Genomic DNA, 26,798 nt, shown 5'->3' with positions numbered 1-26,798 from the left:
TATCGTCTTCTTCAATGAATCAAGCAATTCGTGTGGGAACTTATGGAGCAGCTGATGTCGTCGATTAAGGAGGTGATCCAGCCGCAGGTTCCCCTACGGCTACCTTGTTACGACTTCACCCCAGTCATGAATCACACCGTGGTAACCGTCCCCCCGAAGGTTAGACTAGCTACTTCTGGTGCAACCCACTCCCATGGTGTGACGGGCGGTGTGTACAAGGCCCGGGAACGTATTCACCGCGACATTCTGATTCGCGATTACTAGCGATTCCGACTTCACGCAGTCGAGTTGCAGACTGCGATCCGGACTACGATCGGTTTTATGGGATTAGCTCCACCTCGCGGCTTGGCAACCCTCTGTACCGACCATTGTAGCACGTGTGTAGCCCAGGCCGTAAGGGCCATGATGACTTGACGTCATCCCCACCTTCCTCCGGTTTGTCACCGGCAGTCTCCTTAGAGTGCCCACCATTACGTGCTGGTAACTAAGGACAAGGGTTGCGCTCGTTACGGGACTTAACCCAACATCTCACGACACGAGCTGACGACAGCCATGCAGCACCTGTCTCAATGTTCCCGAAGGCACCAATCCATCTCTGGAAAGTTCATTGGATGTCAAGGCCTGGTAAGGTTCTTCGCGTTGCTTCGAATTAAACCACATGCTCCACCGCTTGTGCGGGCCCCCGTCAATTCATTTGAGTTTTAACCTTGCGGCCGTACTCCCCAGGCGGTCAACTTAATGCGTTAGCTGCGCCACTAAAAGCTCAAGGCTTCCAACGGCTAGTTGACATCGTTTACGGCGTGGACTACCAGGGTATCTAATCCTGTTTGCTCCCCACGCTTTCGCACCTCAGTGTCAGTATTAGTCCAGGTGGTCGCCTTCGCCACTGGTGTTCCTTCCTATATCTACGCATTTCACCGCTACACAGGAAATTCCACCACCCTCTACCATACTCTAGTCAGTCAGTTTTGAATGCAGTTCCCAGGTTGAGCCCGGGGATTTCACATCCAACTTAACAAACCACCTACGCGCGCTTTACGCCCAGTAATTCCGATTAACGCTTGCACCCTCTGTATTACCGCGGCTGCTGGCACAGAGTTAGCCGGTGCTTATTCTGTCGGTAACGTCAAAACAATCACGTATTAGGTAACTGCCCTTCCTCCCAACTTAAAGTGCTTTACAATCCGAAGACCTTCTTCACACACGCGGCATGGCTGGATCAGGCTTTCGCCCATTGTCCAATATTCCCCACTGCTGCCTCCCGTAGGAGTCTGGACCGTGTCTCAGTTCCAGTGTGACTGATCATCCTCTCAGACCAGTTACGGATCGTCGCCTTGGTGAGCCATTACCTCACCAACTAGCTAATCCGACCTAGGCTCATCTGATAGCGCAAGGCCCGAAGGTCCCCTGCTTTCTCCCGTAGGACGTATGCGGTATTAGCGTTCGTTTCCGAACGTTATCCCCCACTACCAGGCAGATTCCTAGGCATTACTCACCCGTCCGCCGCTCTCAAGAGAAGCAAGCTTCTCTCTACCGCTCGACTTGCATGTGTTAGGCCTGCCGCCAGCGTTCAATCTGAGCCATGATCAAACTCTTCAGTTCAAACATCTTTGGGTTTTTAAGAAACCCTAAACTTGGCTCAGCAATCGTTGGTTACATCTTTGATTTCTCGCGGAGTAACTTGTGATGCTGATAATCTTGTTGACTATCAGTCTGACTCCACAAGCACCCACACGAATTGCTTGATTCAGTTGTTAAAGAGCGGTTGGTTAAGATCTTTCGTCTCAACCGAGGCGCGCATTCTACAGCAGCCTCATTTGCTGTCAAGTGATTATTTTCAGAAGTTTTCGAAGATTTCTTCAACAACTTCAACCACTTGCGCTTCCGATCTCTCGTTAGCGGGAGGCGAATTCTACAGCGTTACACGCTGCTGTCAACACCTCTTTTTCTCCACTTTCGATCGAGAGGATCGAAACGTCAATAGAGCCAGACAACACTGCTCTACCAACTCCTTCTGGGCTTCGATAAACTGAAGCAAGTTGCTGTCGAATTCTGCGTAACTCTTTGTTTAACAAGGAGTTTTCCGTTTCGACTGCTCCGGAAGTGGGGCGAATTATAGACTTCCAGAATCTGCCGTCAACCCTTAATTACGTTTTTGTTGCAGAAAGTGGTTTTTTCGCAATAAGCCTTGGGATTCGCCGCATTACGGGCGGTATCCGCAGCACCAACAGCAACGCACCTACAGAAGCATAGATAGCCCACTCTTTGAGGTCCGCTCGCACGATCCACAACATATGCAGCAAACCCAGCCCAAGAACTACATACACCAAGCGATGCAACTTCTTCCAACGCGCCCCCAACCGACGCTGACTGTAACGATTCGACGTCACCGCCAGAACCAACAGGGAAATAAACCCCAGCGCTCCGACAATAATGTAGGGCCGCTTGCGCAACTCCACCCCCAGCTGCGACCAATCCAGCCCAAGCACAAATACACAATAAGCCGCCAGATGCAGCACAACGTAGGCAAAGCACCACAAGCCCAGTTGCCGACGCACCGCTATCCACCCCGCCCAACCGCTGAGCTTCTGCAGCGGCGTCATTGCCAGGGTAATCAGTAACAGAATCAACGTGCCGAGCCCCAGCCGATCCACCAATACCTTGCCCGGATCCGGCCCGAGGGCAGAACTCCACGCTTCATAGAGCCAGAACAGCGGCCAAATCGCCGCTGCTATAAAGACGCCAACACGCCAGATCGGGTAACGCATCAGTAGTTCTTCCGCAGATCGAGACCGGTATAAAGAGAAGCCACCTCATCCGAGTACCCATTGAACATCTGAGTCTCACGTACATTAGGGCTGAAAAGCCCACTCGGCAGACGACGCTCCCGCGCCTGAGTCCAACGTGGATGATCGACCGTAGGGTTCACGTTCGCGTAGAAGCCATACTCGTCAGCAGCAATGCTCTGCCACGTGGTTTTCGGCTGCTCACTCACGAGACTGATCCGTACAATCGACTTCACACTCTTGAAGCCGTACTTCCAAGGCACCACCAGGCGCAGCGGCGCACCATTCTGATTGGGCAACTCACGTCCATACATACCCACCGCCAGGATCGCCAGAGGATTCATCGCCTCATCCAGACGCAAGCCCTCCACATAAGGCCAATCGATCAAGCCAAAACTCGAACGCTGCCCCGGCATACTCTTGGGATCCTGGAGGGTTTCAAAACGGATGTATTTGGCCTTCGAAGTCGGCTCAACTTGCTTGAGCAGCGCCGAGATGGGAAAACCGATCCATGGAATAACCATCGACCAGGCCTCTACACAGCGCAGACGGTAGATCCGCTCTTCCAACTGATAGGGCTTCATGAAGTCTTCCAGGGCATAACGGCCTGGCTTGGCAACCTCACCATCAATGACAACGCTCCACGGCTCGGTCTTGAGTGAACCGGCATTCGTGGCCGGGTCCCCCTTACCTGTACCGAACTCATAGAAGTTGTTGTAGTGCGTAGCGTCTTTGAAAGGCGTGATCGCCTCGTCCTTCACCGTGATGGCCTGCCATTTTGTGCCTGGCAGTTTCTCGGTAAACCAGCCAGGCGCCTTGCCCGCTTCAACATCGGCATAACGCGAGGCCTCGTCAGCACTGGCCCAACGCGGCAAGCTACTGGCTGCAATACCGGCAAGCGCGCTACCGAGCAAGCTACGGCGAGAGAAATAGAAGGATTCAGGCGTGACATCCGACTCATGGCAATCGGACGCTTTGGGTAATTTGATTAACATGGCAACTCCGCAGCATTGGAGGACTGATGCACCAATAGACTGCGGAGTATGGGGGAAATTACATTAAGGCAATGTTTTGTCGCGGCGCAGATGCAGCAGGTATTGAACCGGCCCCGAAGCGGCGTACACCAGGAACGCCAGCAACAGGATGCGCGGTGGATCACTGAACACCACGGCAAATACCAGCACTACCGCCAGAATTGCCACGAAAGGTACACGCCCCTTCAAGTCCAGTTCCTTGAAGCTGTTGTACTTGATGTTGCTGACCATCAGCATGCCGGCAGCGGCCACCATCAAGGCCACCAGGAACGACATTTTCGAACCCTGGATGCCGTAATCACTGAAGGCCCAGACGATACCTGCCACCACACCCGCAGCAGCAGGGCTGGCCAGACCGATGAAGTAACGCTTGTCGGCGGTCCCAACCTGGGTGTTGAAGCGCGCCAGGCGCAGGGCAGCACCGGCGACATAGATGAAGGCAACCATCCAGCCAACCTTACCCATATCACCCAACGCCCAGGCAAACGCCAGCAACGCGGGGGCGACGCCAAACGCAACCATGTCCGACAGCGAGTCGTACTCGGCACCGAAGGCGCTTTGTGTGTTGGTCATGCGCGCCACACGGCCATCAAGGCCGTCGAGCACCATGGCCACGAAGATTGCGATGGCAGCAAAACCGAAATACTTGCTGGCACTCGCCGCATCACCCGCCGCCAGAGCACTCTGCGCGCTCATGGAATTGATGATGGAATAGAACCCGGCAAACAGGTTCGCCGTGGTGAACAGGTTGGGCAGAAGATAGATGCCACGATGCCGGACCTTGCGACCTTCCGCGTCATGCCCTTCTTCGACATGTTCATCGATCGGCAGCAGGCTTTCGGCGTCAGGAGCCTGGCTTGGCTCTTCGGGACGTTCGCTCATGGACTTTACCTTGCAACGGTGTGAAAAAAGTTCGACAGATACTTGCGGCGAGTGTTCGCCCGCAAACGATGCAGCTTTATACCAGAACCCGCCGCCCAAACGAAAAAACGCGGCCTAGGCCGCGTTTTCCCCTGATACGTACGACTTAGTTCTTGGCTTTGTCGACGATCTTGTTGGCACCGATCCACGGCATCATGGAGCGCAGTTGCTCGCCGATGACTTCGATACCGTGAGCGGCGTTATTACGACGCTTGGCGGTCATCGAAGGGTAGCCGGTAGCACCTTCGCTGATGAACATTTTGGCGTATTCGCCGTCCTGAATACGTTTCAGGGCGTTGCGCATGGCCTGACGGGACTCGGCGTTGATCACTTCCGGGCCAGTCACGTACTCGCCGTATTCGGCGTTGTTGGAGATCGAGTAGTTCATGTTGGCGATACCGCCTTCGTACATGAGGTCAACGATCAGCTTCAGTTCATGCAGGCATTCGAAGTAGGCCATTTCCGGCGCGTAGCCAGCTTCAACCAGGGTTTCGAAACCGGCTTTTACCAACTCGACGGTACCGCCGCACAGTACGGCTTGTTCGCCGAACAGGTCGGTTTCAGTCTCGTCCTTGAAGGTGGTTTCGATGATGCCGGTACGACCACCACCCACGCCAGCGGCGTAGGACAGTGCCACGTTCTTGGCGTTGCCCGATGCGTCCTGGTAGATCGCGATCAGGTCAGGAATACCGCCGCCCTTGACGAACTCGGAACGTACAGTGTGACCCGGCGCTTTTGGCGCGATCATGATCACGTCCAGGTCGGCGCGTGGCACGACCTGGTTGTAGTGGATCGCGAAGCCGTGGGAGAAGGCCAGGGTGGCGCCCTTCTTGATGTTCGGCTCGATTTCGTTCTTGTACAGCGCGGATTGGAACTCGTCCGGGGTCAGGATCATGACCAGGTCGGCAGCAGCAACAGCGGAAGCGACGTCAGTCACTTTCAGGCCGTGAGCTTCAGCCTTGGCAACAGTGGCCGAGCCTTTGCGCAGGCCAACGGTCACGTCAACGCCGGAATCTTTCAGGTTGCACGCTTGAGCGTGGCCCTGGGAACCGTAGCCGATGATGGCGACTTTCTTGCCCTGGATGATCGACAGGTCACAATCTTTATCGTAATAAACTTTCATGAGGTTCCTCTATATATCCAGGCCGTAAGGCCATTCGCTAATTTGGGTTAGATGCTGAGTACTTTGTCGCCACGGGCAATCCCGGTGACACCACTGCGTACCGTTTCCAGAATCGAGGCCGTCCCGATCGACTGGATGAAGCTGTCCAGCTTGTCGCTTGTACCGGTCAGTTGAACGGTATAAACGCTGGCGCTCACATCGACGATCTGCCCGCGATAGATGTCGGTCGTGCGCTTGATCTCGGCACGTTGGGCACCCGTAGCCTTGACTTTAACCAGCATCAGCTCGCGCTCGATGTGGGCACTCTCCGACAGGTCGACCAGCTTGACCACTTCGATCAGCTTGTTGAGGTTCTTGGTGATCTGCTCGATCACCTCATCGTGGCCCACAGTGGTCAACGTCAGACGCGACAGGGTCGGGTCTTCGGTCGGAGCCACGGTCAGGCTTTCGATGTTGTAGTTACGCTGCGAAAACAGGCCGACAACACGAGACAGAGCGCCGGGTTCGTTCTCCAGAAGCAGGGAGATAATGTGCCGCATGATTAAGTACGCTCCGTCTTGTTCAGCCACATGTCGCGCATAGAGCCGTCCTTGATCTGCATCGGGTAGACGTGCTCGCTGGTATCCACCTGAATATCGATGAACACCAGGCGGTCCTTCATGGCGAACGCCTCTTCCATCTTCGGCTTCAGATCTTTCAAATCAGTGATGCGAATGCCGACGTGGCCATAGGCTTCAACCAATTTTACGAAATCCGGCAGCGACTCCATGTAGGAATGGGAGTGGCGGCTGTTGTAGCTCATGTCCTGCCATTGACGAACCATGCCCAGCACGCCGTTGTTCAGGCAGACGATCTTCACGGGAAGGCCGTACTGCAGGCACGTCGACAGTTCCTGGATATTCATCTGGATGCTGCCTTCACCGGTGACGCACGCGACGTCGGTGTCGGGGAAGCTCAGTTTCACGCCCATGGCCGCAGGAAAACCAAAGCCCATCGTGCCCAGGCCACCGGAGTTGATCCAGCGGTTAGGCTTGTCGAACTTGTAGTACTGCGCGGCAAACATCTGGTGCTGGCCCACGTCGGAGGTCACAAAGGCGTCGCCCTTGGTCACTTCGCACAGGGTCTCGATCACGGTTTGTGGCTTGATGATGCTGCCGTCACCCTTGTCGTAAGGGAACAGGCCGCGATCACCGCGCCATTCGTCGATCTGCTTCCACCAGCTGGCAACGGATTCCTTGTTCGGCGCCTCGCCGATGTCCTTGAGCGCGGCAACCATTTCGGTCAACACGCTTTCAACAGGACCTACGATCGGCACGTCGGCCTTGATGGTCTTGGAGATGGACGCCGGGTCGATGTCGATATGGATGATCTTGGCATTCGGGCAGAATTTGCTCGCACCGTTGATCACACGGTCATCGAACCGCGCACCCACGGCCAGGATCACGTCGGCATGGTGCATGGTCAGGTTGGCGGTGTAGCTGCCGTGCATGCCGAGCATCCCGACGAACTGACGGTCCGTACCCGGGAAGGCGCCGAGGCCCATCAGGGTATTGGTGACCGGCAGGTTGAGCAGCTTGGCCAGTTCGGTCAGCTGTGCAGAACCGCCGCCCAGGATCACACCACCACCCGAGTACAGCACTGGGCGCTTGGCCGCCAACAGCATTTCTGCCGCCTTGCGGATTTGCCCCGAGTGCCCGCGGACCGCCGGGCTGTAGGAGCGCAGCTTGGCTTTCTTCGGGAAGATGTATTCGAATTTTTCGGCCGGGTTGGTCATGTCCTTGGGGATATCGACCACCACAGGACCCGGACGACCGGACTGTGCGAGGTAGAAGGCCTTTTTCATGACTTCCGGGATTTCCGAAGGATGCTTGATCATGAAGCTGTGTTTCACGATCGGCCGGGAGATACCGATCATGTCGGTTTCCTGGAATGCATCGGTCCCCACCATGGTGCTGGGCACCTGGCCGGAAATGACCACCATCGGGATAGAGTCCATATACGCAGTCGCGATGCCGGTGATGGCATTGGTTGCGCCAGGGCCGGACGTTACCAGTACCACGCCGGCTTTACCGGTGGCACGGGCATAACCGTCAGCCATATGGGTCGCGGCCTGTTCGTGGCGAACCAGGATGTGGGTAACAGCCGGTTCCTTGAACAGTGCGTCGTAAACATGCAGCAGAGCACCACCTGGGTACCCGTAGATATAGTCGACGCCTTCGTCACGCAAAAAGCGGACGAGCATCTCACCGCCAGATAAAAGCTCCACGTTGTTCACCTCTAAAACGCCAGAATACCGTCCGTTGAAAACCGACGGGTCTTAATAGGTTTACTTCTCAACAGAGCATGAGCGACGGTGGTCGCCGACTACGTCAGCACTGACTGAGCAAGTATTGGGATCGTCCCAAGTGTTGCGGGCTTTTCCCACCCAGCGCGAGGTAACGCGTTGCGGGTGTAACAGGTCGGCGCGGATGTGCGCCTCATGATCTGCTGAGCGGGCCTGCTTCTGGCAGTCCCGATACAGCGGACTTTGGATTCTTCTGTTTCAGGCCCTTCAAGTCAAGCAATAATTGCGCTTTTTTCCAACTAAGCGCATGAGAACGTAGAAGAAAGGGCTTTGAGGAGGGATAAAACTCGCCTGAATGTCGTCAAGCGGTAGAAATATGCGCAAGACTGCCGAAAAAGCCGGCAGTCAGGCAATTAACGAGCGTCGACGATCAGTTGATCGAACTTTTTCAGCGCATTGCGTAAGCCAAGGCTTTCCAGCGGGCGATCGGCGTAGACCATCTCGGCCATTTCCAGAATGCCCGACGCATTGGGCAGCGGCAGGTCCTGTTCGAGGATCTGCTTCATGCGTACCAGGAATATCCATTGCAGCCACTGGTGAAAGTCCAGGGTGTCCACCGAAAAGGGTTCGACACTGCTGAGCGCCTCGACGCTGGGGGACACCTCGTCCCACCAGCCCTGCACACGCAACTCTCGCTCGATCAGCAATAACTGTTCGGCAATCGCGGGAAACCGTGCATCCATCAGAGACTGACCTTGGCTTTCTGGCGCGCCTGGGCGGCACCGGCGGCGTCGCCTTGTGCGGCGCGCGCGTCACCAATCAAGGCCCACAGGCTGGCTTGCAGGTCGGGACGACCATTGGCCAAGGTCAGGCCACGACGCGCGAATTGCTCGGCCTGCGGCGCATCGCCCTGGGCCAGGCGCACCTGGGCCAGGCGATACAGCACTTGCGGTTCACGCGGCGCAACGCGCTGGGCGCGCTCGAGACTCGACGACGCACCATTCAGGTCGCCACTCGCCTGCTGCTGCTGTGCAGTGGTCAGCAAGGCCAGTACCGGGCCATCCAATTGCTCGTCAGCCGACAGGCCGCCGGCACTGGAGGACGACGGAATGCCGCTCGGGGTGGATGGCATGTTGTAGGTGCCTTGGTTGATCGGGGCCGTCTGAATCGGGGTCGCGTCAATCGGACCGGAGGTGCTTGGCCCCGGGGTCCACGGCTCGGCGCTGATCGGCGCCGACGTCGCTGCGCCACCACCCGGCACCATCACCACCACACCTGAATCCTGCGGCACAGCTTGCGGCTTGGCCTGGGCGGGACGGTTGGTCACGGTCTGGCGGAACCCGCCGTTGGCCGAGATCCGGTCGTTATTGGACACGGTCGTGCTCGAGTCCACCACGGGAATGGAGCCGCGCTGCACGCTGGCGCAACCGTTGAGCAAAGCCAGAGCTGTAATAGCTGGAATCCACCACTTGTTCACTTGAAACCCTCTTTGCTTAATTCATCCAGCCCTTGACCCAATCCATCACCGATTCCGCGTCAGCAGGGGCACTGCCACCGCATGCGGCGCCGGGTGGCGGTTCGCTGCCGCGAATATACGGCATCTGCACCGCGCCCGGACAGTTGGCATCGGACCCCTGCCCGGTGTGCGGATCGATCCAGGCCTGCACGATGTTGTCGGGCTGCGGCATGTTCAACGGCAGCGGGTCGGCCTTGCGCATGAAACTGGTCCAGACCTGCAGCGCACCGGTGGCACCGGTGAACGGTGTCTTGCCGTTGTCGTCACGCCCCATCCAAACCACCGCCAGCACATCCTGGCCAAAACCCGCAAACCAACTGTCGCGCGAATCGTTACTGGTACCGGTCTTACCCGCCAGGGTCAGGTTGGACGGCAGCACCTTATAGACCGAACTACCAGTGCCCTCACGCATCACACGCTGCATGGCGTTCTGGATCAAGTAGATGGAGCCCGCATCGAAACGCTGCTGGATCTGGAACGGATAACGCTTGAGCGGCTCGCCTTCAGCCGTCAGCACGCTTCGGATACCACGCATCGGCGTATTGAAACCACCGTTGGCCAGGGTCTGGTACATCGTCGCGACTTCCATTGGGGTCATTGCGCCGGCACCCAGCAGGATCGATGGAAATGCCGGGAACTCACGCGTAATGCCCAGGCGCGCGAGGGTCTTCAGGACATTCGGTACGCCCACTTCGAGGCCGAGACGCGAAGTGGAGATGTTGTAGGAGTGCGCCAACCCTTGGTACAGGAACACTGTCCCATGAGAACGGCGATCGAAGTTCTGTGGCGTCCACACCTGCCCGTCAGCGCCTTTTACTGACAGCGGGTCGTCAGACAGCCAACTGGTCAGGGTGTACTTGCTCGGTTTTTCCAGGGCCGTGAGGTAGACCGCCGGCTTGACCAACGAACCAATCGGTCGCACGGCATCCAGGGCGCGGTTGAAACCGGCGAAGCTGGCCAGGCGGCTGCCGACCAGGGCCTGGACCTCACCGGTTTCCGGGTTGGTCACGACCATGGCCGCTTCGACTTCATCCGCGCCTTTACGGCCGGTCATTCGCTTGAACGTGTCATTGACCGACGCTTCGGCTTTCATCTGCAGGATTGGATCGAAACTGGTGAAGATCCGCAGGCCTTCTTCGGTCAAGTCTTCGTCACGGTAGTCTTCACGCAACTGGCGCTTGACCAGGTCGATAAAGCCCGGGAAGGAGCTGTCTGCCAACTTGCCGCGGGTGGTGACACCCAGTGGCATTTTCTTCGCGGCGGCAACTTGTTCGGCGGTGGCAACACCTTGCTGCTCTAGAACATCCAGCACCAGGTTGCGACGCTCCAGCGCACGCTCAGGGTTGCGACGCGGGTTGTAGTAGGAAGGCCCCTTGACCATGCCCACCAGCAACGCAACCTGGTGCAGCTTCAGTTCGGACAGCGGCTGGCCAAAGAAGAATTGGCTGGCCAGACCGAAACCATGCACCGCGCGCTGGCCGTCCTGGCCGACGAATACTTCGTTGAGGTACGCCTCGAGGATTTCCTGCTTGCTGTAATGCAACTCCAACAGCATCGCCATCATGGCTTCGGTGAGCTTGCGGGTCAGGCTGCGTTCGTTGGTCAAGTAGAAGTTCTTGACCAATTGTTGCGTCAGCGTACTGCCGCCCTGGGTCATCTTGCCGCCGGACGTATTCACCCAGACTGCGCGGGCGATCGACTTCGGCGAGACCCCCCAGTGATGGTAAAAATCACGGTCTTCAACGGCTACCAGGGTTTCCAGCAGGTAAGGCGGCACCTGATCAAGTTTGATCAGGATGCGATCTTCAAGGTTCTTCGGGTAAATGCCGCCGATCATCAGCGGCTCCAGGCGAACCACAGGCAGCTTCGAGCCATTGAGGGACGACAACTCGGCGACGTAATCGCCGGAGAAACGCACACGCACCGGCTGGGCTTTTTCCAGGCCTTCATAGAATTGAAAGCCACGGGTGTTCAGGTCGACGGTATTTCCGCTGACAGCCGCTGCACCCGGACCGTTGCTCACGGGCTCACGACGATAGCCCAAGGCGTCGAGTTCGGTCAGGAAGTCATCCTTGCTCAGCTTCTGGCCTGCGAACAATTCCAGCGGGCGCGCGTACACCTTGGCCGGAATGGTCCAGCGCTTGCCGGAGAACTTCTCCTGCACCACAGCGTCGAGGTAGACCGCAAAGCCGGCAAGCACCACAAGGCCTACCAGGCCAAGCTTGAGCGCCCAGCCAAGCCAGGGGCGCAGGCCACGGGAAGGAGGTTTTTTACGGGAACGGGGAGATCGGGTTCGAGTCATGGCGGCGGATTATACGCACTTTATTGATGATCAACATGAGCCGGACAGCGGTTTGCACAAGCGGTCGCAGCAGCCATAATGCCCGCCATGTTTTTCCCCAGACTCTGAAGGATCGCCCGTGAGCCAGTCCCTGATCGCTGCCCTGCAAAATCCGGCTTTATATCCCCATCCGGTTGAAGCGTTCCAAGTCATCGAGACCCATATTTCCTGGGTCGTACTGACCGGTCCTTACGCCTATAAGCTGAAAAAGCCGATGAACTTCGGATTTCTGGATTTTACCGACCTGGACAAGCGCGGCCACTTCTGTAACGAAGAGCTGCGCCTCAATCAGCGCCTGACCGAAGATTTGTATCTTGAAGTGTTGCCGATCACCGGCACAGCCGAAGCCCCGCAGTTGGGTGGCGATGGCCCAGTGATCGAATACGCACTGAAAATGCGCCAGTTTCCGCAGAGCCAACTGCTCAGCACCCTGCAAGCCAACGGCGAATTGACCAGCGCACACATCGATGAGATGGCCAAGCAGATCGCGCACTTCCACCTCTGCGCACCGAAAGTGCCGCAGGAACACCCGGCCGGCACGCCGGATGAGGTAATGGCGCCGGTTCGCCAGAACTTCGACCAGATCCGTCCATTCCTCAGCGACAAGACTGACCTGACCCAGTTGGAAGCCCTGCAAGCCTGGGCCGAAAGCAGCTTCGAGCGTCTCAAGCCACTGTTTTCCCAGCGCAAGCTGGACGGCTTCACCCGCGAATGCCACGGTGATATTCACCTGGGTAATGCAACGTTGATCGACGGCCACGTGGTGATCTTCGATTGCATCGAATTCAACGAACCCTTCCGTTTCACCGATGTGTACGCCGATACCGGCTTCCTGGCCATGGACCTGGAAGACCGTGGACTCAAGTCCCTGGCACGCCGCTTCATCAGCCAGTATCTGGAATTGACCGGTGACTATAAGGGACTGGAAGTGCTGAATTTCTATAAAGCCTATCGCGCCCTGGTCCGCGCCAAGATCGCGCTGTTCAGCATGCCGAGCGAAGCCAGCCCGGTGCAGCGCGCCACGACCCTGCGCCAATACCGCAACTATGCCAACCTGGCGGAAAGCTACAGCACCATTCCATCGCGTTTCCTGGCCATTACCCACGGCGTTTCGGCTGTCGGTAAAAGCCATGTGGCCATGCGCCTGGTGGAAGCACTGGGTGCCGTGCGCCTGCGCTCGGACGTGGAGCGCAAGCGCCTGTTTGGCGAGCAACACGTGGAAAACACACCACAGGCCGGTATCTATGCGGCCGACGCCAGTGCTGCGACCTACGCACGCCTGAATGAAATCGCCGATACCGTGTTGCGCGCCGGCTACCCGGTCGTGCTGGATGCGACCTTCCTGAAACGTGAACAACGCGATGCGGCCGCCACTGTTGCCGAAGCCACGGGCGCGCCTTTCCTGATTCTGGATTGCAACGCCCCACAAGCAGTTATCGCCAGTTGGCTGGCGCAACGTCAGGAGGACAACAACGACCCTTCCGACGCGACACTGACTGTTATCGAAGAACAGCAAGCCAATCGCGAGCCACTCACCGCCGAGGAACTGCTCCTCAGCAAGCGGGTCGAGACCAATGAAAGCGGGACCCTCGATGCACTGGTGGCGCATATCCGCAAGCGCCTGCCGGGCCTGTAAGAAAAATTTCTTGGTCGTGTCGCCTACTTGGGCCACGCGACCAAGCAATAGTGGCACTATAATGGCGCCATAAATCCAACGGGAGTTGCCGTCATGAGTCAGCCCAAGCTTCTTGATACGCCGCTTTACTCGCTCCTGCATAAAGACGATGTGCGAGGCTTCAACCGGGAACGTCCAAAAGACGGTGCCATCGACATGCGCGGTGGCGACTTCCGTGGGCTGGATCTGCGCGAACTGAACACGGCAGGCGTGGACTTTACCGACGCCTATTTCCGATCTGCCGATTTACGCGGGCTGGACCTGCGCGACTGCCCGCTGGAGGGCGCCAGCCTGGCCCACGCGCAGATTTCAGGCACGTACTTCCCGCCCGAACTGAGCGCTGACGAGATTCTCATGTCGGTCAATTTCGGCACACGCCTGCGCTATCGCACTCGCTGAAACCCTCTGCTTCCGCCCCGGTTTCGCGCAGGCGTGCCGGGGACTTCCCGCCTGCCTGACCTGGTCATGCTTATACGTCTTTAGGCCGTTTCCGACTAAAGAACTACGCTTTTCCTACTGAGCGCTACACTTCTGTTCAGGCTTGCCTGGTCACATACCCACCGCACCATTCGGCCGTCGCAAGGAGGCTTGATGAACGATGAGCTGCAACACCTGAAAAACCTTGGCAAGACATCAGCACAGTGGCTGCATGCGGTGGGCATCCACAGTGCGTCCGACTTGCGTCGCCTGGGTGCGGTTGATGCCTACCGGGCCGTGCGAACGCGCGGGTTTCGTGCATCGAAAGTGCTGCTGTATGCCATCGAAGGGGCATTGATGGACGTGCACTGGAATGACATTCCTGCCGAGCGCAAGGAAGCGTTGAACCGTCAACTTGACGCTATTTCAACGCGCCAAAAGAATTAGATCGACTATCAGGCCCCCCTGTTTATAGACATTCCGAACGGGCGTTTGAGAAAACCCCAAGACACCGAGAAAACAAAGGTTGACTCTCAAATGAGAATCGTTATGATTATCACAACTGGTCGCGAGATCAGCCGATAACTGAAAGACCATTGGTTCGGACTCTCAGATTATCTCCTCATCAGGCTAATCACGGTTATTTGACCCGGCTTTTGCCGGGTCTTTTTTTGCCTGTGGAAAAGTCGAACTCAGCGCGCAATGATCAGAGGATGCCCACGCTCGGGATGAGCCTGCACAAGCACATCCAGACCAAAAACAGCTTTCAGGGGCTCAGGCTGCATCACTTGCGCCGGCGTATCCAAGGCATGCGGACGCCCCGCCTCCAGCAACAGAATACGGTCACAGTAACGGGCTGCGAGGTTCAAGTCATGAAGGATCACCAGCACCGCCGCCCCACGATCGGCGAAGGTACGAATGGCCTGCAAAGTCATGTGTTGATGCAAAGGGTCCAGCATTGACGTCGGCTCATCCAATAACAACGTCTGCCCCGCTTCACCTGGCCATAATTGTGCAAGCACGCGCGCCAGGTGCACACGCTGGCGCTCGCCACCGGACAACGCCAGGTAGCTGCGACCGTTCAAGTGCCCGACGTCAGCCGCCTGCAAGGCCGCCTCGATGATCTCGTCATCGCGCACGCGCCCGGTCTGATGAGGCAAGCGGCCCATGCCGACAACCTCTTCGACACGGAAAGCGAAGTCCAACGTCGAGCTTTGCGGCAATACCGCCAGGCGCTGTGCTCGTTGTGCCCCACTCCACTCCTGCAAAGGACATTGATCCAGGCACACTGTGCCTTGGTCGGGATGCAACTCGCCGCACAACGCACCGAGCAGCGTACTTTTGCCTGCACCATTGGGCCCCAACACGCCGAGCACTTCACCCGGCAACAGGTCGAGTGTGATATCTGCCAATACGGTTTTGCGCCCGCGACGGATGTGCAGGTCTTCCACACGAAGCATCAGGCACGCCCCCGCAACAACAGGAAAAGAAAGAACGGCGCACCGATAAACGCTGTAACGATACCGATGGGCAACTCAGCCGGTGCCAAGGCAAGCCGTGCGACCAGATCGGCAAACAACAAAAGGCTCGCACCCGCGAAGACCGATGCCGGTAACAGCACACGATGATCCGGCCCCGCCAACAAGCGCACCAGATGCGGCACCACCAGCCCCACGAAACCGATCATGCCCGCTGCGGCAACCGCCGCCCCCACGCCCAGCGCCGTGCACAACACCAATTCGCGCTTGAGCCGTTCCACATCGATGCCGAGATGACTGGCCTCCGACTCACCGAGCAACAGGGCATTCAACGCCTTGGCCCGGCGCGGCAACCACAGCGCCACACCCGCGCTCACGAGCAACAGCGGCCATAACCGCGAATAGCTGGCGCCGTTGAGACTGCCCAGGTTCCAAAATGTCAGGGTGCGCAAGGTGGCGTCGTCGGCCAGGTAGGTGAACAGGCCCACCGCCGAACCGGCGAGAGCCGTAAGGGCAATGCCCGCGAGCAGCATTGTCGCGACGTTGGTCTGGCCGTTGCGCCGCCCCAAGCGATATACCAGTGCCGTCACACCCAGCCCTCCCAGGAATGCGCAAAGTGACAACAGGTAAGGTCCAACGGCATCCGGCAAACCACCGAAAAACGAACCACCGACAATCGCCACCGCCGCCCCCAGTGCAGCACCGCTGGAGACCCCGACCAAACCTGGATCCGCCAGAGGATTGCGGAACAACCCCTGCATCGCCACCCCCGACAAGGCCAATACCCCGCCGACAGCCAAGCCCAGCAGCGTGCGTGGCAAACGGATCTGCCCCAGGATCAGCTCAGCCTGCTCCAGCCCTTGGGGCTCAATCGGCAGCCCCATCAAGCGCAAGGCGGCTTTGAGCGTATCCAACAGAGGCAAGCTGACCGGCCCCAGCGCCAGCGAAAGCCAGATCGCCAAGACACACAACAACGCCAACCCAACAAACAGCGTTTTCGGTTTTACCGGAGTGGTCATGGGGCTGGTTTGGCCTGGGACGGGTAAAACCCGGCAGACAGGTCCGCGAGGCTTTGCGGCATACGCGGCCCAAGTCCGCCGACCAACAGGGTGGGATCGACCTCAAACACTCGCCCGCTCTTGGCCGCCGGCGTGGACGCCAGGATCGGGTTTTCCTTGAACAGTGCCGCACGCGCTGCGTCTCCGGTCAGGGCACGGTCAGCAAACACCAGTACATCCGGGCTCAAGCCCGCCAACGACTCCACCGAAAACGGCTTGTAACCTTCATGGACCGCCAGATTGCGCCCGCCCGCCTGTTGCAACATCCAGTCGGCCGCTGTGTCTTTGCCCGCGATCAGCGGCTTGCCGCCTGCATGCCCGAGCAACAACAACACGCCTGGCGCCTTTTGCGTGGACTGGGCCTTGGTCACCCAGCGTTTCTGCTGATCCAGCGCCTGCTCATATCCGGTAAACAATTCGGTGGCCTTGGCCTCGCTGCCCAGCAACTTACCCAGGTGTTGAAGATTGCCTTTCAACGTCGGCAGGTCCGGCTGCGCCGAGAACATTTCCACCTGCACGCCTGCACTGCGAATCTGCGCCAGCACCGGCGGCGGCCCCATTTCTTCGGTGCCGACCAGCACCTGCGGGCGCAGACTTAAAATGCCTTCCGCCGACAATTGCCGCTGATAACCAATGCTCGGTAACGCCTTGAGGGACTCGGGATGCTGGCTGGTAGTGTCCACCCCGACCAGTTTCGACTCGCCGCCCAGGGCCGTCACCCATTCCGACAGCGCCCCACCGGCACTCACCCAGCGTTGTGGCAGTTCAGAGGCTTGCGCCCCGTGGTTGACCAGCAGTCCGACAACGAGCGCAATAGCGCTGGTACTCAGTCGCATAACAGGGTTTCCTTCCAAGGGCAGGGCCGCTCAAGCACTCATCGATGTGACAGCAAACGCCCGTCTGGCATCGTATTGAGCGCCCGGTCAGCTGACGGGCGAGCCGGCATTTGATAATTGTTTGCATTTGAACGTCAAGGCACTTAAGGAGTGAAATGAAGTTTCTCTGCCCCTCCACCGCACTCGCGCCCAACAGCAGCCTCGGTTTTGATATCGACGGGTGCAAGCTGCTGGCCGTGCGCCGCGACGGCGTTGCGTACTTCTACATCAACCGTTGCCCCCATCGTGGCATTCCACTGGAATGGCAACCCGACCAGTTTCTCGACGACAGCGCCAGCCTGATCCAGTGTGCGACCCACGGCGCCCTGTTCCTGATCGAGAATGGCGAATGCATCGCCGGCCCTTGCGCCGGGCAGAGCCTGACCGCCCTGCGCGGCTGCGAAGACGCTCAAGGCCTATGGGTGGAACTCTAGTCGAGCAGCACGTCCAGGCGCCGGTCTACACAGATTTCTTCGCAGGTCACACGCACGCCATACGCCAGCACTTCCACCCCTGCCGCCTTGGCTTCACGCAGGGCTGCAGCATAACCGGCGTCGATTTCCACCGCCGGTCGCACAGCCTCAATCCCCGAGAGATTGACGCAGTACAGCTGCACCGCGCGCACACCCTCCCGCGCCAGGTGCGCCAGCTCACGCAAATGCTTGGCGCCGCGCTGGGTCACCGCGTCGGGAAACGCCGCAACCGCAGAGCCGTCATAGCCCAGGGTCACACTTTTGACTTCGACATAGGCCGCGCCGTCGGGATAATCCAGGCGAAAGTCGATGCGGCTTTTCTCCTGGCCGTAAGGCACTTCGCGTTTCAACGCGGTAAAGCCATTGAGCTCAGTGATCACCCCTGCATGCAGCGCCTCCTCGACCAATTGATTGGCGCGCGCCGTGTTCACACAGGCCAACCGGCCCTGGGGCGTCTCGGCGATTTCCCAGGTGCCGGGCAATTTGCGCTTGGGGTCATTGGAGCGGCTGAACCAGAGCTGCCCACCTTCCACCATGCAATTGAGCATTGAGCCCGTGTTGGGGCAATGAATGGTCAGCAACTCGCCGGTAACGGTCTCGATATCGGTGAGAAAACGCTTGTAGCGGCGAATCAGTCGCGCTTCTTCAAGGGGAGGATTAAAGCGCATCAGCCTTGCCAGCTCCGCAGACCACGGGCGATCCGCTCCACCGCTTCTTGTAGCCGATCGAGGTTCTGCGTGTAGGCAAAACGCACATGATGACCGGCCTGGTAGCGGCCAAAGTCCAAGCCAGGCGTAAAAGCCACATGCTCGGTTTCGAGAAAATGGCGGCAGAATGCGAAGGCATCACCGCCAAATGCGCTGATATCGGCGTACAAGTAGAACGCCCCCTCCGGCTCAACGGCGATGCCAAACCCCAGCTCGCGCAGGGCGGGCAACAGGAAGTCGCGACGGCGACCGAATTCGGCACGACGCTCTTCGAGAATGCTCAGGGTCTGTGGGGTGAAACACGCCAGCGCCGCGTGTTGGGCCATGCTAGGAGCACTGATGTAGAGGTTTTGCGCCAACTTCTCCAACTCGCCCACTGCCGCCGGGGGTGCAACCAGCCACCCCAGACGCCAGCCGGTCATGCCGAAATACTTGGAAAAACTATTGAGGACGAAGGCGTCGTCGTCGACTTCCAGCACGCTGGCTGCGTCGGTGCCGTAAGTGAGGCCATGGTAGATCTCATCCACCACAAGGTGGCCGTTGCGCGCCTTGATGGCCGCAGAAAGCCCGGCCAATTCGTCACGGGTGAGGATCGTCCCCGTCGGGTTGGCTGGCGAGGCCACCAGCGCGCCCACACTGTCCTGATCCCAGTGCCTGGCCACCAGGTCGGCGGTCAACTGATAGCGCACCTCCGGGCCTACCGGCACCAGTTGCGCCGCGCCCTCTACCAGGCGCAGGAAGTGGCGATTGCAGGGGTAACCAGGGTCTGCGAGCAGCCAATGCTTGCCCGGGTCAACCAGCAGGCTGCTGGCCAGCAGCAACGCGCCGGACCCGCCAGGAGTGATCAGAATGCGCTCGGGATCCACGTTCAAGCCGTAACGCTGCTGATAAAAACCGCTGATGGCTTCGCGCAACTCTGGCAGGCCACGGGCTGCAGTGTAACGGGTCTTACCATTGGCCAATGCCGCCTGGCCGGCCTGGATGATCGGCTCGGCGGTGGTGAAATCCGGTTCGCCGATTTCCAGGTGAATCACGTCATGGCCGGCGGCCTGCAGCTCATTGGCCCGCGCCAGCAATGCCATGACATGAAAAGGTTCGATGGCGCGACTGCGCGCACTGTAGGGCTGGGCCATTAGCCTTCCTTAACGGTGAGGACAAAATCTGGATTCTACCGAACCCGCGCCGTAAAACATGTTCTATTGCCTGCCCGGCGGCATGTGCAGTCCGAGCAAGCGCCTGCAAACCGACTAAAATCTACATTCGAGGCAACACATACCCAGCAATGGCGGGCAGTCGCAGTTTGCAACCCCTTTGCCGTGGGCCTCGACAACCGGGAGTGGCGCACCCCGAATCTATCTGGTAAGTTCGCCCGCTTGCAGCCGCAGGGCCGGCAGGTGTCGGTGACGTTGCAATCCTGCGCAATGGATTAGAAGAGTGAGAGGCGGTCTATTCATGTCCACCCAAGCAAAGCAACAGCAGACTCAAGGCCTCAACGGCTTCGAACCTTACGTAGAGACGAAAGGTGAGGAGTACATGGGCGAGCCCATGCGCGAGCACTTCACCAAGATCCTGAACAAGTGGAAACAGGACTTGATGCAGGAAGTCGACCGCACGGTTGACCATATGAAGGACGAAGCAGCCAACTTCCCTGACCCGGCCGACCGCGCGAGCCAGGAAGAAGAATTCGCCCTGGAACTGCGCGCCCGTGATCGCGAGCGCAAGTTGATCAAGAAGATCGACAAGACGCTGCAGCTGATCAAGGACGAAGAATACGGCTGGTGCGAATCCTGCGGTGTCGAGATTGGTATTCGTCGCCTGGAAGCCCGCCCAACCGCGGACCTCTGCGTAGACTGCAAGACCTTGGCCGAAATCAAGGAAAAACAGGTCGGCAAGTAATCCAGCCGAGCTGAACGAATGGGGCGTGCGAACGCCCCATTTTTGTTGCTGGCGTTTACCGAATTTCCAGTAGTATCCGGCCCATGACAGCCTCTATCTATATCGGGCGTTTTGCCCCAACGCCCAGCGGCCACTTGCATTTCGGCTCACTGGTCGCCGCGCTCGCCTCCTACCTCGACGCCCGCGCCAACCACGGCCGCTGGCTGATGCGCATGGAAGACCTCGACCCGCCCCGCGAAGAGCCCGGCGCCCAGGCAGCGATCCTGCATGCATTGGAAAGCTACGGGTTTGAGTGGGACGGCGAACTGGTCCGACAAAGCGAACGGCACGAAGCCTATGCCAAAGTACTGAACGATATGTTCAACCACGGCCTCGCCTACGCCTGCACTTGCTCACGTAAACAACTGGAGGCCTACAACGGCATCTACCCGGGCCTGTGTCGCAATGCCGGCCACGATCAGCAAGATGCCGCCATTCGTTTGCGTGTTCCTGAGCTTGCTTACCACTTTACCGACCGCGTCCAGGGTGAATTCCGACAGCACCTGGGTCGCGATGTAGGCGATTTCGTCATCCGTCGCCGCGATGGCCTCTATGCTTATCAATTGGCAGTCGTCCTCGACGATGCGTGGCAAGGTGTTACCGATATCGTGCGCGGTGCAGACCTGCTCGACTCCACGCCGCGCCAGCTCTACCTGCAGGAACTGCTCGGCCTGCGCCAACCGCGCTACCTGCATGTGCCACTGATCGTCCAGCCGGACGGTAACAAATTGGGCAAATCCTATCGTTCCCCGCCGTTGACACCCGACCAGGCCACGCCTTTGCTATTAAGGGCCCTGCGCGCCCTCGGGCAGCAACCCGGTGACGAGCTGCTCCACGCCAGCCCACGGGAACTGCTGGATTGGGGCATCCAGCACTGGGACGCCACGCGGATACCGCACAGACTCACGCTGGCAGAAGCGCAATTGAGCTGAAGGCGCTTGCAGCTTGGCCGGCATCCGTTACCATCGCCGCAGTTTTTCAATCAGAGGCCAACATGTACATCTATCGATTGGTCCTGCTGCTGGTCGTCGGGATCTACCTGTTTTCCCCCGCCATCATGGATTGGTGGATCGACGCCACGGGCGCCTGGTATCGCCCTTATCTGCTGTGGCTGATCCTGATCGTCGTGACTTTCATCCTGCAGAGCCAAAAAGATGCCGATGAGCTTTAGCCTCACCCAGATGCTGCTGATCAGCGCCGCCTACCTGGCCGCGCTGTTCGGGGTGGCCTGGATCAGTGAGCGTGGAATGATTCCGCGGGCGATCATTCGCCATCCGCTGACCTACACCTTGTCCCTTGGCGTTTACGCCAGCGCCTGGGCGTTCTATGGCACCGTAGGCCTGGCCTATCAATACGGTTACGGTTTTCTTTCCAGCTACCTCGGGGTGTCCGGTGCCTTTCTGCTGGCACCGGTGCTGCTTTACCCGATCCTGAAGATCACCCGCACCTACCAACTGTCCTCCCTGGCCGACCTGTTCGCCTTCCGCTTTCGCAGCACCTGGGCCGGCGCGCTGACCACCATGTTCATGCTGATCGGCGTGCTGCCGTTGCTGGCCCTGCAAATCCAGGCGGTGGCGGACTCCATCAGCATCCTGACCCGCGAACCGGTGCAACATCGGGTGGCCCTGGCCTTCTGCGCGCTGATCACGCTGTTCACGATTTTCTTCGGCTCACGCCATATCGCCACCCGCGAGAAGCACGAGGGCCTGGTGTTCGCGATTGCCTTCGAGTCGGTGATCAAGCTGATCGCCATCGGCGGCGTTGGCCTGTACGCGCTCTACGGCGTGTTCGACGGCCCGCAACAGCTGGAACTGTGGCTGCTGCAGAACCAGACCGCCCTCGCCGCCCTGCATACGCCATTGCAGGAAGGCCCCTGGCGCACACTGCTGCTGGTGTTCTTCGCCTCGGCGATCGTGATGCCGCACATGTACCACATGACCTTTACCGAAAACCTCAACCCGCGCTCGCTGGTCAGCGCCAGCTGGGGTTTGCCGTTGTTCCTGCTGTTGATGAGCCTGGCGGTGCCGCTGATCCTGTGGGCCGGTCTGAAACTGGGGGCCACCACCAATCCTGAGTATTTCACCCTGGGCATCGGCATAGCCGCGAATAGCCCGGCCTTGGCGCTATTGGCGTACGTCGGGGGGCTATCGGCTGCCAGCGGGTTGATCATCGTGACCACCCTGGCCCTCTCGGGGATGGCACTCAACCACCTGGTGTTACCGCTGTACCAACCACCGGCCGAGGGCAATATCTACCGCTGGCTGAAATGGACACGGCGCGCGCTGATCGTCGCGATCATCATGGCCGGCTATGGTTTCTACCTGCTGCTGGGCGCGGGTCAAGACCTGGCCAACCTGGGGATCGTTGCATTTGTCGCCACGTTGCAGTTCCTGCCGGGCGTGCTGTCGGTACTGTATTGGCCGACCGCCAATCGGCGTGGCTTCATCGCCGGGCTGCTGGCGGGGATCCTGGTGTGGGTCGTGACCATGCTGCTGCCGCTGGTCGGCAACCTGCAGGGCTTCTACATCCCGTTGCTGAACATGATCTACGTGCTGGATGACACCAGTTGGCACATGGCCGCGATTGCGTCGCTGGCCGCCAACGTCTTGATGTTCACCCTGATCTCACTGTTTACCAACGCCAGCCCGGAAGAAACCAGCGCCGCCGAAGCCTGCGCGGTGGATAACGTACGCCGTCCGCAACGACGTGAATTGCATGCCGCCTCACCCCAGGAATTCGCCACGCAACTGGCCAAGCCGTTGGGTGCCAAGGCGGCACAAAAGGAAGTCGAGCAGGCGCTGCGCGATCTCTACCTGCCGTTCGATGAGCGCCGCCCGTACGCCCTGCGCCGCCTGCGTGACCGTATCGAAGCCAACCTGTCCGGATTGATGGGGCCGAGCGTGTCCCAGGACATGGTGGAAACCTTCCTGCCCTACAAGGCCGGCGGCGAAAACTACGTGACCGAAGACATCCATTTCATCGAAAGCCGGCTGGAGGACTACCACTCCCGCCTCACAGGCCTGGCCGCCGAACTCGATGCCCTGCGTCGCTACCACCGCCAGACCCTGCAGGAACTCCCGATGGGCGTCTGCTCCCTGGCCAAGGATCAAGAGATCCTGATGTGGAACAAGGCCATGGAAGAACTCACCGGTATCGCGGCGCAACGCGTAGTCGGCTCACGCCTGAATACACTGGGCGAGCCTTGGAAAGAACTGTTGCAAGGCTTCATCAACCTGCCCGACGAACACCTGCACAAGCAGCACCTGGCCCTTGACGGCCAGACCCGCTGGCTCAACCTGCACAAAGCCGCCATCGACGAACCCCTGGCCCCCGGTAACAGTGGTCTGGTGCTGCTGGTGGAAGACCTGACCGAAACCCAGATGCTCGAAGACAAGCTGGTGCACTCCGAGCGCCTGGCCAGTATCGGCCGGTTGGCGGCGGGCGTGGCCCATGAAATCGGCAATCCGATCACCGGTATTGCCTGCCTGGCGCAGAACCTGCGGGAAGAGCGTGAAGACGACGGCGAAATCACCGAAATCAGCGGGCAGATCCTCGAACAGACCAAGCGTGTTTCGCGCATCGTGCAGTCGCTGATGAGCTTTGCCCACGCAGGCGCCCACCAGAACCACGACGAAGCCGTGTGCCTGGCCGAGGTGGCACAGGACGCCATTGGGCTGCTGGCCTTGAACCGGCGCAATTTCGAAGTACAGTTCTTCAATTTATGCGACCCCGACCATTGGGTCGACGGCGACTCCCAACGCCTCGCCCAGGTGCTGATCAACCTGCTGTCCAACGCCCGTGACGCCACCCCGGCCGGCGGTGCGGTGCGCGTCAAGACCGAGGCTTTCGAACATACGGTCGATCTGATCGTCGAAGATGAAGGCAGTGGTATTCCACAGAACATCATGGACCGATTGTTCGAACCCTTCTTCACCACCAAGGACCCAGGTGAAGGTACCGGTCTGGGCCTTGCACTGGTCTATTCCATCGTTGAAGAGCATTATGGACAAATCACCATCGACAGCCCGGCTGACACCGAAAGCCAACGCGGCACCCGTATTCGGGTGACCTTGCCGCGTCATGTCGAAGCGACGTCCGCTGTGAACTGAGACCGTCGAGAGAATTGAATCAATGCCGCACATTTTGATCGTCGAAGACGAAACCATTATCCGCTCTGCCTTGCGTCGCCTGCTTGAACGAAATCAGTACCAGGTCAGCGAAGCCGGCTCGGTGCAGGAAGCCCAGGAGCGGTTCAGCATTCCCACGTTCGACCTGATTGTCAGCGACCTGCGCCTGCCTGGCGCGCCTGGTACCGAGTTGATCAAGCTGGGCCAGGGCACTCCGGTGCTGATCATGACCAGCTACGCCAGCCTGCGGTCGGCGGTGGACTCCATGAAGATGGGCGCGGTGGATTACATCGCCAAGCCATTCGACCATGACGAGATGCTCCAGGCGGTGGCCCGTATCCTGCGCGACCGCCAGTCGGCCAGCAGCGCGCCGACCGAGCAACGACCGGCGAGCAAAACCAATGACAAGCCAGGCGTCGACAACAGCAACGGCGAGATCGGCATCATCGGCTCCTGCCCACCCATGCAGGACCTGTACAGCAAGATCCGCAAAGTCGCGCCCACCGACTCCAATGTATTGATCCAGGGCGAGTCTGGCACCGGTAAAGAACTGGTGGCCCGCGCCCTGCACAACCTGTCCAAGCGTGCCAAGGCGCCGATGATCTCGGTGAACTGCGCGGCGATCCCTGAATCCCTGATCGAGTCCGAACTGTTCGGCCACGAAAAAGGCGCGTTTACCGGCGCCAGCGCCGGGCGTGCGGGCCTGGTGGAAGCGGCGGACGGCGGCACGCTGTTCCTCGACGAAATCGGCGAACTGCCTCTGGAAGCCCAGGCGCGGTTACTGCGCGTGTTGCAGGAAGGCGAGATTCGCCGTGTGGGCTCGGTGCAATCGCAGAAGGTCGATGTTCGACTGATCGCCGCGACCCACCGGGACCTGAAGAGCCTGGCCAAGATCGGCCAGTTCCGTGAAGACTTGTATTACCGCCTGCACGTGATCGCCCTCAAGTTGCCGGCCCTGCGTGAGCGTGGCGCCGACGTCAACGAGATCGCCAACGCCTTCTTGCTGCGCCAGAGCGCGCGCATCAATCGTACCGACCTGAAGTTTGCCCCGGACGCCGAGCAGGCGATTCGGCATTACTCATGGCCGGGTAACGTGCGGGAGCTGGAAAATGCGGTCGAGCGTGCGGTGATCCTGTCGGAGAGCCCGGAGATTTCCGCCGAGCTGCTGGGCATCGACATTGAGCTGAGCGATCTGGAGGACGACGACTTCATCGGCCTGGCCCCACAACAGGGCGGCGGTAGCAACACCAGCCACGAGCCGACGGAAGATCTGTCACTGGAAGATTACTTCCAGCATTTCGTCCTTGAGCACCAGGACCATATGACCGAGACCGAACTGGCGCGCAAGCTGGGCGTAAGCCGTAAATGCCTGTGGGAACGTCGCCAGCGCCTGGGCATTCCACGGCGCAAGACCGGCGTGGCCAGCGAGAGTTGAGGGGGCGCCCCCACAGGTAACACCCGCAGATGTGAAAAAACTGTTACCGCGGATATTTCGCGTAACAAAAGCCGGGGCTTACGGTAACGAAGCCCTGGCTTTTTTTGGGCCGTCAAAAGCCCGATACCACCTCAACCCCCCGGTTTTGCTGGGCGGTGCAAAAGTTGGCACGCACCCTGCTATATGCTTAGTACAAAAACAATAACAAGCTTTGTACAAGACAATAAAAATAAGACGAATCGACTCACGCATAACAAAAACAACACGGCGGAGGCGCAGCTAACTGATTCTTTTGGAGAGGCGTTGCATTTGGGGCTTGCCCCGCAACCAGGCCGAGAACAACAAAAACTGCCCTAAGGCAGAGCCTGAACTGGTTGGATCGTAGATCAGCAACACAGCGACCAAAGCAATCCGTTTGCTCTTGACTCCCGATTGGGAGTGTCATGAAGGTGAAGCTTCATGGCGAGGGCGATCAACAAAAACAAGAAGCCCGCAATCCATAATAAAAATAGAGCACGCAACTACTTCTGGGGGAGCTTCGGCTCCCCTTGTAGTTTCCGCCATTTGACCACCCAGCAACCTCTTGAAGCTTTTGGCTTGGGGCTTGCAGCTT

Annotated in this window: 23 protein-coding genes and 1 rRNA gene; 9 read left to right on the top strand and 15 right to left on the bottom strand. The window is 58.9% G+C overall.

Annotated elements, in window-relative coordinates:
* Positions 1-65: 65 nt before the first annotated feature.
* The 10 genes from BFN10_RS13210 to mrcB all read right to left on the bottom strand — a co-directional run bounded on the left by BFN10_RS13210 (position 66) and on the right by mrcB (position 11,966).
* Positions 66-1,602, bottom strand: a 16S ribosomal RNA gene (locus BFN10_RS13210).
* 545 nt (positions 1,603-2,147) lie between these two features.
* A complete protein-coding gene (gene msrQ, locus BFN10_RS13205; protein ID WP_071490025.1) occupies positions 2,148-2,768 on the bottom strand; it encodes a protein-methionine-sulfoxide reductase heme-binding subunit MsrQ in 621 nt (206 codons plus the stop codon).
* A complete protein-coding gene (msrP, locus tag BFN10_RS13200) occupies positions 2,768-3,781 on the bottom strand; it encodes a protein-methionine-sulfoxide reductase catalytic subunit MsrP (protein ID WP_071490024.1) in 1,014 nt (337 codons plus the stop codon). The genes msrQ and msrP overlap by 1 nt, the downstream gene beginning before the upstream one ends.
* 63 nt (positions 3,782-3,844) lie before the next feature.
* Positions 3,845-4,702, bottom strand: coding sequence for a CDP-diacylglycerol--serine O-phosphatidyltransferase (gene pssA / locus BFN10_RS13195; protein WP_058427621.1), 858 nt, complete (start codon positions 4,700-4,702; stop codon positions 3,845-3,847).
* A gap of 145 nt (positions 4,703-4,847) precedes the next feature.
* Positions 4,848-5,864 (bottom strand): ketol-acid reductoisomerase, encoded by a 1,017-nt coding sequence (gene ilvC / locus BFN10_RS13190; RefSeq protein ID WP_003176099.1) that lies wholly within the window; start codon positions 5,862-5,864, stop codon positions 4,848-4,850.
* 47 nt (positions 5,865-5,911) lie between these two features.
* Positions 5,912-6,403, bottom strand: coding sequence for an acetolactate synthase small subunit (gene ilvN, locus BFN10_RS13185; RefSeq protein WP_003176102.1), 492 nt, complete (start codon positions 6,401-6,403; stop codon positions 5,912-5,914).
* A 2-nt stretch (positions 6,404-6,405) separates the two neighbouring features.
* Positions 6,406-8,130 carry an acetolactate synthase 3 large subunit gene (locus BFN10_RS13180; protein WP_071490031.1) on the bottom strand — a complete coding sequence of 575 codons (1,725 nt, stop codon included), beginning with the start codon at positions 8,128-8,130 and terminating at the stop codon, positions 6,406-6,408.
* A 431-nt stretch (positions 8,131-8,561) separates the two neighbouring features.
* On the bottom strand, positions 8,562-8,891 hold the full coding sequence (locus BFN10_RS13175; RefSeq protein WP_071490023.1) for a YqcC family protein: 330 nt from the start codon (positions 8,889-8,891) through the stop codon (positions 8,562-8,564).
* Entirely contained in the window at positions 8,891-9,625 is a 735-nt protein-coding gene (locus BFN10_RS13170; RefSeq protein ID WP_071490022.1) for a tetratricopeptide repeat protein, read from the bottom strand. The genes BFN10_RS13175 and BFN10_RS13170 overlap by 1 nt, the downstream gene beginning before the upstream one ends.
* A 16-nt stretch (positions 9,626-9,641) precedes the next feature.
* Positions 9,642-11,966, bottom strand: a complete 2,325-nt coding sequence (mrcB, locus tag BFN10_RS13165; RefSeq protein ID WP_071490021.1) for a penicillin-binding protein 1B — start codon at positions 11,964-11,966, stop codon at positions 9,642-9,644.
* Between the two features lie 118 nt (positions 11,967-12,084).
* On the opposite strand from mrcB, the gene BFN10_RS13160 reads away from it, so the two are divergent.
* The 3 genes from BFN10_RS13160 to BFN10_RS13150 all read left to right on the top strand — a co-directional run bounded on the left by BFN10_RS13160 (position 12,085) and on the right by BFN10_RS13150 (position 14,544).
* A complete protein-coding gene (locus tag BFN10_RS13160) occupies positions 12,085-13,641 on the top strand; it encodes a bifunctional aminoglycoside phosphotransferase/ATP-binding protein (RefSeq protein WP_071490020.1) in 1,557 nt (518 codons plus the stop codon).
* 93 nt (positions 13,642-13,734) lie between these two features.
* Entirely contained in the window at positions 13,735-14,079 is a 345-nt protein-coding gene (locus tag BFN10_RS13155) for a pentapeptide repeat-containing protein (RefSeq protein ID WP_071490019.1), read from the top strand.
* Positions 14,080-14,271: 192 nt separating this feature from the next.
* A complete protein-coding gene (locus BFN10_RS13150; RefSeq protein WP_071490018.1) occupies positions 14,272-14,544 on the top strand; it encodes a TfoX/Sxy family protein in 273 nt (90 codons plus the stop codon).
* A gap of 245 nt (positions 14,545-14,789) precedes the next feature.
* Here BFN10_RS13150 and BFN10_RS13145 read toward each other — a convergent pair whose 3' ends face one another.
* From BFN10_RS13145 to BFN10_RS13135, 3 genes are read right to left on the bottom strand one after another with little or no spacing between them, the layout of a single operon-like run.
* Positions 14,790-15,557 (bottom strand): heme ABC transporter ATP-binding protein, encoded by a 768-nt coding sequence (locus tag BFN10_RS13145; RefSeq protein WP_071490017.1) that lies wholly within the window; start codon positions 15,555-15,557, stop codon positions 14,790-14,792.
* Positions 15,557-16,594: a FecCD family ABC transporter permease gene (locus BFN10_RS13140; RefSeq protein WP_071490016.1), complete on the bottom strand. Its 1,038-nt coding sequence runs from the start codon at positions 16,592-16,594 to the stop codon at positions 15,557-15,559. The genes BFN10_RS13145 and BFN10_RS13140 overlap by 1 nt, the downstream gene beginning before the upstream one ends.
* Positions 16,591-17,469, bottom strand: coding sequence for a heme/hemin ABC transporter substrate-binding protein (locus tag BFN10_RS13135; RefSeq protein ID WP_071490015.1), 879 nt, complete (start codon positions 17,467-17,469; stop codon positions 16,591-16,593). The genes BFN10_RS13140 and BFN10_RS13135 overlap by 4 nt, the downstream gene beginning before the upstream one ends.
* A gap of 155 nt (positions 17,470-17,624) precedes the next feature.
* On the opposite strand from BFN10_RS13135, the gene BFN10_RS13130 reads away from it, so the two are divergent.
* Positions 17,625-17,942 (top strand): Rieske (2Fe-2S) protein, encoded by a 318-nt coding sequence (locus tag BFN10_RS13130; RefSeq protein ID WP_071490014.1) that lies wholly within the window; start codon positions 17,625-17,627, stop codon positions 17,940-17,942.
* Here BFN10_RS13130 and sfsA read toward each other — a convergent pair.
* On the bottom strand, positions 17,939-18,649 hold the full coding sequence (gene sfsA, locus BFN10_RS13125) for a DNA/RNA nuclease SfsA (RefSeq protein ID WP_071490013.1): 711 nt from the start codon (positions 18,647-18,649) through the stop codon (positions 17,939-17,941). The genes BFN10_RS13130 and sfsA overlap by 4 nt on opposite strands.
* Positions 18,649-19,821 (bottom strand): pyridoxal phosphate-dependent aminotransferase, encoded by a 1,173-nt coding sequence (locus BFN10_RS13120; RefSeq protein WP_071490012.1) that lies wholly within the window; start codon positions 19,819-19,821, stop codon positions 18,649-18,651. Before BFN10_RS13120 ends, sfsA begins: the two co-directional genes overlap by 1 nt.
* A 319-nt stretch (positions 19,822-20,140) precedes the next feature.
* Between BFN10_RS13120 and dksA the strand changes: the two genes are divergently transcribed.
* From dksA to BFN10_RS13100, 5 genes are all read left to right on the top strand, one after another.
* Complete coding sequence (gene dksA, locus BFN10_RS13115; protein WP_058427634.1) at positions 20,141-20,584, top strand: RNA polymerase-binding protein DksA; 444 nt, start codon at positions 20,141-20,143, stop codon at positions 20,582-20,584.
* 83 nt (positions 20,585-20,667) lie between these two features.
* Positions 20,668-21,555 (top strand): tRNA glutamyl-Q(34) synthetase GluQRS, encoded by an 888-nt coding sequence (gene gluQRS, locus BFN10_RS13110; RefSeq protein ID WP_071490011.1) that lies wholly within the window; start codon positions 20,668-20,670, stop codon positions 21,553-21,555.
* A gap of 62 nt (positions 21,556-21,617) precedes the next feature.
* Positions 21,618-21,794 carry a hypothetical protein gene (locus tag BFN10_RS29225; protein WP_003176118.1) on the top strand — a complete coding sequence of 59 codons (177 nt, stop codon included), beginning with the start codon at positions 21,618-21,620 and terminating at the stop codon, positions 21,792-21,794.
* A complete protein-coding gene (locus BFN10_RS13105; RefSeq protein ID WP_162276390.1) occupies positions 21,778-24,732 on the top strand; it encodes a sensor histidine kinase in 2,955 nt (984 codons plus the stop codon). The genes BFN10_RS29225 and BFN10_RS13105 overlap by 17 nt, the downstream gene beginning before the upstream one ends.
* A gap of 22 nt (positions 24,733-24,754) precedes the next feature.
* Positions 24,755-26,185, top strand: coding sequence for a sigma-54-dependent transcriptional regulator (locus BFN10_RS13100; protein ID WP_071490009.1), 1,431 nt, complete (start codon positions 24,755-24,757; stop codon positions 26,183-26,185).
* The last annotated feature ends 613 nt before the right edge of the window (positions 26,186-26,798 follow it).

The sequence above is a fragment of the Pseudomonas extremorientalis genome, from assembly GCF_001870465.1.
GTDB lineage: Bacteria > Pseudomonadota > Gammaproteobacteria > Pseudomonadales > Pseudomonadaceae > Aquipseudomonas > Aquipseudomonas extremorientalis.
This window is presented reverse-complemented; position numbering and strand designations above follow the sequence as displayed.

What these genes read in the sequence shown, in the direction of transcription:
- msrQ (WP_071490025.1), bottom strand. Translation starts at nt 2,768, where the DNA reads ATGCGTTACCCGATCTGGCGTGTTGGCGTCTTTATAGCAGCGGCGATT.
- msrP (WP_071490024.1), bottom strand. Translation starts at nt 3,781, where the DNA reads ATGTTAATCAAATTACCCAAAGCGTCCGATTGCCATGAGTCGGATGTC.
- pssA (WP_058427621.1), bottom strand. Translation starts at nt 4,702, where the DNA reads ATGAGCGAACGTCCCGAAGAGCCAAGCCAGGCTCCTGACGCCGAAAGC.
- ilvC (WP_003176099.1), bottom strand. Translation starts at nt 5,864, where the DNA reads ATGAAAGTTTATTACGATAAAGATTGTGACCTGTCGATCATCCAGGGC.
- ilvN (WP_003176102.1), bottom strand. Translation starts at nt 6,403, where the DNA reads ATGCGGCACATTATCTCCCTGCTTCTGGAGAACGAACCCGGCGCTCTG.
- BFN10_RS13175 (WP_071490023.1), bottom strand. Translation starts at nt 8,891, where the DNA reads ATGGATGCACGGTTTCCCGCGATTGCCGAACAGTTATTGCTGATCGAG.
- mrcB (WP_071490021.1), bottom strand. Translation starts at nt 11,966, where the DNA reads ATGACTCGAACCCGATCTCCCCGTTCCCGTAAAAAACCTCCTTCCCGT.
- BFN10_RS13155 (WP_071490019.1), top strand. Translation starts at nt 13,735, where the DNA reads ATGAGTCAGCCCAAGCTTCTTGATACGCCGCTTTACTCGCTCCTGCAT.
- BFN10_RS13150 (WP_071490018.1), top strand. Translation starts at nt 14,272, where the DNA reads ATGAACGATGAGCTGCAACACCTGAAAAACCTTGGCAAGACATCAGCA.
- BFN10_RS13145 (WP_071490017.1), bottom strand. Translation starts at nt 15,557, where the DNA reads ATGCTTCGTGTGGAAGACCTGCACATCCGTCGCGGGCGCAAAACCGTA.
- BFN10_RS13140 (WP_071490016.1), bottom strand. Translation starts at nt 16,594, where the DNA reads ATGACCACTCCGGTAAAACCGAAAACGCTGTTTGTTGGGTTGGCGTTG.
- BFN10_RS13135 (WP_071490015.1), bottom strand. Translation starts at nt 17,469, where the DNA reads ATGCGACTGAGTACCAGCGCTATTGCGCTCGTTGTCGGACTGCTGGTC.
- BFN10_RS13130 (WP_071490014.1), top strand. Translation starts at nt 17,625, where the DNA reads ATGAAGTTTCTCTGCCCCTCCACCGCACTCGCGCCCAACAGCAGCCTC.
- sfsA (WP_071490013.1), bottom strand. Translation starts at nt 18,649, where the DNA reads ATGCGCTTTAATCCTCCCCTTGAAGAAGCGCGACTGATTCGCCGCTAC.
- BFN10_RS13120 (WP_071490012.1), bottom strand. Translation starts at nt 19,821, where the DNA reads ATGGCCCAGCCCTACAGTGCGCGCAGTCGCGCCATCGAACCTTTTCAT.
- dksA (WP_058427634.1), top strand. Translation starts at nt 20,141, where the DNA reads ATGTCCACCCAAGCAAAGCAACAGCAGACTCAAGGCCTCAACGGCTTC.
- gluQRS (WP_071490011.1), top strand. Translation starts at nt 20,668, where the DNA reads ATGACAGCCTCTATCTATATCGGGCGTTTTGCCCCAACGCCCAGCGGC.
- BFN10_RS29225 (WP_003176118.1), top strand. Translation starts at nt 21,618, where the DNA reads ATGTACATCTATCGATTGGTCCTGCTGCTGGTCGTCGGGATCTACCTG.
- BFN10_RS13105 (WP_162276390.1), top strand. Translation starts at nt 21,778, where the DNA reads ATGCCGATGAGCTTTAGCCTCACCCAGATGCTGCTGATCAGCGCCGCC.
- BFN10_RS13100 (WP_071490009.1), top strand. Translation starts at nt 24,755, where the DNA reads ATGCCGCACATTTTGATCGTCGAAGACGAAACCATTATCCGCTCTGCC.